This window comes from Okeania sp. SIO3B5, assembly GCF_010692555.1.
Lineage (GTDB): Bacteria > Cyanobacteriota > Cyanobacteriia > Cyanobacteriales > Microcoleaceae > Okeania.
In genome coordinates this window covers 1-6,937 of record NZ_JAAHHG010000522.1, presented here as the reverse complement: position 1 = coordinate 6,937, position 6,937 = coordinate 1, and the positions used below count along the sequence as shown (strand labels likewise).

Below are 6,937 nucleotides of genomic sequence, written 5' to 3'. Positions count from 1 at the left end.
TCTGAAAAGTTGTTTAATACTGAGTTTTGCCTCCCTAGCCCCCCAATTCTGTGGGGAATAAGAGTCAATTTGCTTGCTCTAGTCCCCCAATTTTGGGCAGGGCTGTTTCAAAGTATTGTAGATTAACGATAAGCGGGAGAACGGGAGATGAAGGGATAGTGGAACAGTGAAATTTGCCAAAATTTGCCGATTTTTCAGCCAATAAGCCTTTTTAAGCTCTAAGAGGATATTTCGTTTAATGCTGCTTAAAAGCCTCCATCCCCGTGTCTCCGTGTCTCCGCGTCCCCGTGTCTATCGAGAATGAAACAGCCCTACCCCAATTTTGGGGGATGCGCGGGGGCTTTGATTTAGAAATAGTATTGTAGGAATTTCAAAATGAATAATTGGAAAAAATATCTAACGACTACTACTTGTGCTTTTCTATGTTTATTAGAACTGAAAATAGTTGCCCAAGCTATTACTACTGAAACAAGTATTAGAGCAATTCCCAAATATCAATTAGCTCAAACTGCTTCATAAAACTGATACAAAGCGTCACATCGATGCGACAAATTGATGTTTACTTCCTGCTTCTTCTGAGGCCGTCGGCGGTTACTCATCCACAGGCATTAACGGTCAAGCCAACCGCATCTTTACACTATATACTTACATTTAAGTCTTTGTCAATTAACATAACTAAAAAAGTCCTCAAACCCTTACTACGCCTTTCCTAGTAGGGAGCGGTATTTCTGGAAAGGTCTACGTCTATATATAGCGCTGTGCGCAGGCAACAGGCAACAGGGGGAATAAATTGCCGATAACATAAGACTTTTAGCTATTTGGCCCCTCCTGCAATTTGTAAATATACCAGCACTCATTGCTATAGATAGACTGCTAGAAATGCTTAAGCAGGGATTAGTGCAGAAGATACAAATTTCACCCTCATTACTACTTGCCTGTGAGAACTAGCGTATTATGTCGATAAATTGCGCAAATTGTTAACTAAGTCGAAACTCCCATAGAAGGTTATGTGTCGGCAAAATATCTCAAAGATTGTCAATATAAGTATTAATATCAATCAATGAAAGTTTAAATATAATTTTGTGTTTGTGGAATGGGCATCTTGCCTGTTCCTGATACCTGTTCCTGATACAGTGCTTTCCGCTGTTATAAGGTACACCAATCGCGGGCAAGATGCCCGCACTACAATATTTTCACTCACATAGCGCTATAACTCAGTAACCTATGATTCTTTTAAATGAATTATCCGAACGTCTCCAGATTGACGATCCGGAAGAACGTCATACCATTAGTCCGGTAACTTGGGCGCAATATGAAACATTATTGTCAAATATGGGCGATCGCTCTTCCTATCGTATCAGTTATTTAGATGGAATTCTGGAAATTGTTGCCCCTAGTCGTCGCCATGAAAGTGGAAAAACCCGAATTGGAACGTTGTTAGAAATTTACTTTCTGGAAACTAACACGGAATACTTTCCCACAGGTTCGACAACTTTTCGTAAGTCTGAACAGGAAGTGGGAGGCGAACCAGACGAGAGCTATTGTATCGGTACAGATAAGGAATTCCCCGATCTGGCTATTGAAGTCGTTGTTACCTCTGGTGGAATTAATAGGTTAGCTCTCTATCAACAACTAGGGATACAAGAAGTTTGGTTTTGGCTTGAAGATCGCCTTGCTATTTACTATCTGCGACAAGATTCGGATCTATTTGCTGCAACTTTTGGTTATGAGAAAATTAATCGAAGTAAAGTTTTACCGGAATTAAACATTGAGTTATTAACCGAATGTATTCAGAATCCAAGTCCTCTTGCTGCTGCCAAAGCGTTTCGAGCAGGAATTTGATAGATGGAAGAAGCCAAACAGTATCAAATTGGTATAAAACAACAGAAAAATCTATTCAGATAAGCATTTGCTAGATTATATTGTGTCATTGCTCAAAGCCTCAAAACTTCTTACTTTCAGAGCTTGTTGGTAACAAGCGATCGCCATCTTTAAATTCTCAGCTTTGTCTCCTCTTATTCTGTTACGATAAGCAATAGCGAGATTATATTGCGTCATTGCCCAATCTACAGGAAAAGCCTTAAAAGTTCTTACTTTCAGAGCTAGTTGGTAAGTGGCGATCGCCATCTCTAAATTCTCAGCTTTGTCCCCTCTTATTCTTTTAGAGTAAACATTTGCGAGATTATTTTGCGTCATTGCCCAATCTACAGGAAAAGCCTCAAAATTATAAACTTTCAGAGCTTGTTGGTAAGTGGCGATCGCCGTCTCTAGATTCTCAGTTTTGTCTCCTCTAATTCTACAAACGTAAGCAAGAGCTAGATTATTTTGTGTCATTGCCCAATCTACAGGAAAAGCGTCAAAAGTTAAAACTTTGAGAGCTTTTTGGTAAGAGGCGATCGCTATCTCTAGATACTCAGCTTTGCCTCCTACTCCTATAATTGTATTACGGTAAGCATTTGCCAGATTATTTTGAGTTCTTGCCCATTCTATAGGAAAAGCTTCAAAAGTTCTCACTTTAAGAACTTGTTGGTAAATAGCTATCGCCATCTCTAAATTCTTGGCTTTATCTCCTCTAATTCTATTAATATAAGCATTTGCGAGATTATTTTGTGTCATTGCCCAATCTACAGGAAAAGCGTCAAAAGTTAAAACTTTGAGAGCTTTTTGGTAAGAAGCTATTGCCTGCTCTAAATTCTCAGCTTTGTCTCCTCTTATTCTCTTACTGTAAGCAACAGCAAGATTATTTTGAGTTCTTGCCCATTCTATAGGAAAAGCTTCAAAAGTTCTTACTTTCAGAGCTTGTTGGTAAATAGCGATCGCCATCTCTAAATTCTCAGCTTTGTCTCCTCTTATTCTGTTACTGTAAGTTTCACCGAGATTGTTTTGCGTAGTTGCCCATTCTAAAGGAAAAGCTTCAAAAGTATAAACTTTAAGAGCATTTTGAGAAAAGGCAATCGCCATCTCTAAATTCTCAGCTTTGTCTCCTCTTATTCTTTCACTGTAAGCAACAGAGAGATTATTTTGCGTCATTGCCCATTTTATAGGAAAAGCATCAAAAGTTCTGACTTTGAGAGCTTGTTGGTAAATAGCGATCGCCATCTCTAAATTCTCGGCTTTATCTCCTCTGATTCTATTACTATAAGCCATAGCGAGATTATTTTGCGTCATTGCCCAATCTATAGGAAAAGTCTCAAAAGTTCTAACTTGGAGAGAATTTTGGAAAGTTGTAATCGCTATCTCTAAATTCTGAGCTTTGTCTCCTCTTATTCTTTCACTGTAAGTAATAGCAAGATTATTTTGCGCCATTGCCCATTGTTCAGGGAAAGTGTGAAAAGTTAAAACTTTGAGAGCTTGTTGGTAAGAGGCGATCGCTATCTCTAAATTCTCGGCTTTGACTCCTCTTATTCTTTCACTATAAGCATTTGCGAGATTATTTTGCGTCGCTGCCCAATTTTCAGGAAAAGCGTCAAAAGTTCTGACTTTAAAAGAATTTTGTAAAAAGGCGATCGCCTGCTCTAGATTCTCAGCTTTGTTTCCTCTTATTCTCTTGCGATAAGCTTCGCCAAGATTATTTTGTGTCATTGCCCATTGTTGAGGAAAAGTATCGCGGGTATAAATTTCTAAAGCCAATTGATAATAACTAATAGCTTGTTCTAAATTATTAGCTATAGAACCCTTATTTTTACTCTTATACAAACGACCTAAATTGTCAAAAATATTCCCCAGATCTGTACTTGAAATCAAAGACTTGTTTTGCTGATATAAATCCTCAGCTTGGTGTAAATAAACTTCTGCTTTTTCTAAATCTTGTTGTTGACGGTATGCAATACCTAACTCACTCAGCAAATAAAATAAATCTTTAACTGAATCATCCTTCGATTCATAATATTCTGATAAACGTTCATTTAAAAAATCAATTCTCTCCTTAATTCCTGTTGGTATGGTTTCTTTAATTGTACTGCGAATTTGAGTTTCATTTCCTCTAGAAACAACTGGAGTTTTTAGAGAATTAAACTTAACAACTGAAGATATCCATGACCATACATCAGGAGCCAAATTTGCTAAACGATTAACTGCATAATTAGGTAGACAAAAAATGATGGGATAAGGAATATCTCTAGGTAATAAATCTCGCACATAATTCAAATCATATAAAAAATTCGGTTTCTCACCTGATAAACCAATGGCATTTTCTAAACCTTGGATAATAATAACTAATTTCTTTTCTGGTTCAATCGTAAAATTGGCTAGTCTTTTCACCATTTCATCTCGGAAAAAAACTAACTCAGGGTCATCTAACTTTAATTGCCAAAACTGAATTTGACTACATTGTTCATCAGTAGTAATTCTTTTAATAATTGCATCCAAATCCTCCTGATAATCAACTTGAATTATACCCAAAGTAAATCCTTTGGCAAAAGTAATAACAGTCAATAATTGATTCAAAGATTCCTGATTTTCAATTAAAAATTGCTCGGTGGGTTTAACTTTACGACTACTTTCACCCATAATATTAACCTCAAGGATTTTATCGCGGTTCTTTAATCTATGAGGTACAGTTTTAGATCCCCCCTAACCCCCCTTAATAAGGGGGGAACCGCTTAAAAAGGAGGGAGCTTTCACGCGTTCCCATATTAACCTCAAAGATTATATAGCAGTTCTTTAATCTATGAAGTACCCTGAAAAATTCAAAGTCCCCCTTAAAAAGGGGGATTTAGGGGGATCGTAAATGTACCTCATTTAAATAAAGAAATCCTATAAACTTTTTAATGCTTCTTGGAATAATTCACTGCGTTTAATAACTGGGTTAACATAATTCCAACGATTAATTCCGTTATATTCTAAAACCGAAGTATTATATAAAATTGCTTGAGAAGTTTCGTTATTTTCTAAATTTTTACTCTGACAAACTTTGGCTAAAATTTCATAATGTTGATGAGGAATAACCCGCTCAAAACTAAATTGTTCCTGTTTAATTGCATAATCAACATCATCATTATTAATTTTACTATGACCACGGGAACCAGCAGTCATACAAGCTGTCCGCATAATTCGCATTAATTGACGAACATGACCACCACTAGCTTTAGCTATTTCTAACAAATCTTGTTCCGACTCAAACAAAATATCTGTATTAACCCTTTTAGCAATTATTTCAGCCATTGCCTTTAAATGTCTATCATTATGTGGTAAATCAGTCTCTTGACTGTCATACTGGTAAATATTAACCATCGGTAAAGTATGGAGATTTTGGTCAAAAGTATTACCCACATTTTCCGTAGAATAAACAACAGAAATAGGCACAGTATAAATAATATTACAATCTAATTCTTGCAATTGAGCAGCATAATCAAAAAATAAATGTTCTCCCACATTAGGAGGAACGCGGTCTAAATTATCAACAATAATTAAAATTCCTTTATATTCAGGATACTTTTCCCTTAACTTTTTCGTACCATCTCTTAAGAGAGCATTAATATCAGCTTTTAGTCGAGAAATATCCTTTTCTAAAGTCTCTCTAATTATCTTTTTGTTTTTAGCTGACCCTTTAATTTGAGCTAATAATTTCACCCAAAGTTTAACCAAAAAAGGAATCGGTGTTTGACTTCCTAATTGACTTGCTGCTTCTATACTAACTGAGCGTTCTACTGTCTCTTCATTTTCTTTAGTAATCTCTTTAAACCAATCTTCAAAACCCTGCAATAACCTTTTATCTAAAGTAATATTTTTCTTTCTTAAGTGTTCTTCAACCTGTTTAATAATTACTAGATATAGGTCTGTATAACGAGCATCATTAGTATCTAGTTCTTCATCAGCCATAAAATAAATAATAAAATATTTATCTTGTAATTTTTTTTCTAATCTTTTTAATTCTGTAGTTTTCCCTCCACCACGATGACCTGCAAATAAAATTGTTTTAGTTGTTTCAGGTTCAGCAACACTTAAAATAAAATTAATGCTATCGATAGCTTCTGTTTTTCTTACTTCAGATAAATCATAATAATATTTTTCTAAATCCTCATCTTGAAGAGGAATAAAATTAGAAATATTGTAAGCATCTCCTAGTGTTACAGCACGATAATCTTCCGTCATTTAATAATTCACCTTTTAAAAATATGATTAATATGTTTAATTATACTGGACTTTGCACTAGAGATAGGGTGATGGGGTGATAGGGAGTGTAGGAGAAATTAAAAAATATATATCTTCACCATTACTATGCAGGACTACCACTGATTCAAATGTATAACGCTACGCATTAAGGTTAGGACATTTCTAAACCCTGTTAGCGGAGCTTTTCCGCACCGAAAACCCTTTAACAGTTTACTATTCCCTATTCCCTAGGGCTTAGAGCTATATCTTGCAAAAGCTTACCTAAAATAAAGCCTCCATAAAGTATAGCTTTCATTAAAATTATTTACTGTCAGCTTCACAACTTGCATAACCGTTCTTAGAAACCTACGATTATCTACATAAATCTATGATTTTCTTGCTGATAATCTGTTCTATTCCTGCTTCAACCTGGCAACGTCGGCGTTATCCAGTCCGCAAGCTGTCACGGTCGAACTGACCGCCATAGCTAAATTTAACGCTGCATTCAAGTCTCGATCGCAGCTAAAATTGCAGTGTTCGCAATTAAAAACGCGCTCTGATAAAAACAGAGACTCTTTAACAGTTCCACACCTACTGCAAGTTTTAGAACTAGGAAACCATCTATCAACGGTGATTAACTCAGAACCATATAACTCACATTTGTACTCTAACTGTCTGCGAAACTCATAAAAACCCATATCAGCAACAGCCTTAGCCAGCTTGTGATTTGCGATCATTCCTGATACATTTAAGTCTTCTATTACTATCTGGCTGTGGTTTTTAGCCAAGTAAGTAGTTAGTTTGTGCAATGTATCTTTTCTAATGTTGGCTATTTTGCTATGTA

The 6,937-nt window shown here is 35.9% G+C and carries 5 protein-coding genes; 2 read left to right on the top strand and 3 right to left on the bottom strand.

What is annotated here, in order from left to right; genetic code table 11:
* Nucleotides 1-375: 375 nt before the first annotated feature.
* Together F6K54_RS37240 and F6K54_RS37235 are read left to right on the top strand one after the other, a co-directional pair.
* Complete coding sequence (locus F6K54_RS37240; protein WP_293089019.1) at nucleotides 376-519, top strand: hypothetical protein; 144 nt, start codon at nucleotides 376-378, stop codon at nucleotides 517-519.
* A 705-nt stretch (nucleotides 520-1,224) separates the two neighbouring features.
* Entirely contained in the window at nucleotides 1,225-1,842 is a 618-nt protein-coding gene (locus tag F6K54_RS37235) for a Uma2 family endonuclease (RefSeq protein WP_293089017.1), read from the top strand.
* A gap of 75 nt (nucleotides 1,843-1,917) precedes the next feature.
* Here F6K54_RS37235 and F6K54_RS37230 read toward each other — a convergent pair whose 3' ends face one another.
* The 3 genes from F6K54_RS37230 to F6K54_RS37220 form a co-directional block, all read right to left on the bottom strand.
* Entirely contained in the window at nucleotides 1,918-4,509 is a 2,592-nt protein-coding gene (locus tag F6K54_RS37230) for a tetratricopeptide repeat protein (RefSeq protein WP_293089015.1), read from the bottom strand.
* A gap of 246 nt (nucleotides 4,510-4,755) precedes the next feature.
* Nucleotides 4,756-6,093, bottom strand: a complete 1,338-nt coding sequence (locus tag F6K54_RS37225) for a P-loop NTPase fold protein (RefSeq protein WP_293089013.1) — start codon at nucleotides 6,091-6,093, stop codon at nucleotides 4,756-4,758.
* Between the two features lie 413 nt (nucleotides 6,094-6,506).
* A partial coding sequence (locus F6K54_RS37220) for an RNA-guided endonuclease TnpB family protein (protein ID WP_293089011.1) occupies nucleotides 6,507-6,937 on the bottom strand: 431 nt, incomplete at its 5' end.

Excerpts from the sequence above, each read along its gene's own strand:
- F6K54_RS37240 (WP_293089019.1), top strand. The coding sequence starts at position 376 with ATGAATAATTGGAAAAAATATCTAACGACTACTACTTGTGCTTTTCTA.
- F6K54_RS37225 (WP_293089013.1), bottom strand. The coding sequence starts at position 6,093 with ATGACGGAAGATTATCGTGCTGTAACACTAGGAGATGCTTACAATATT.
- F6K54_RS37235 (WP_293089017.1), top strand. The coding sequence starts at position 1,225 with ATGATTCTTTTAAATGAATTATCCGAACGTCTCCAGATTGACGATCCG.
- F6K54_RS37230 (WP_293089015.1), bottom strand. The coding sequence starts at position 4,509 with ATGGGTGAAAGTAGTCGTAAAGTTAAACCCACCGAGCAATTTTTAATT.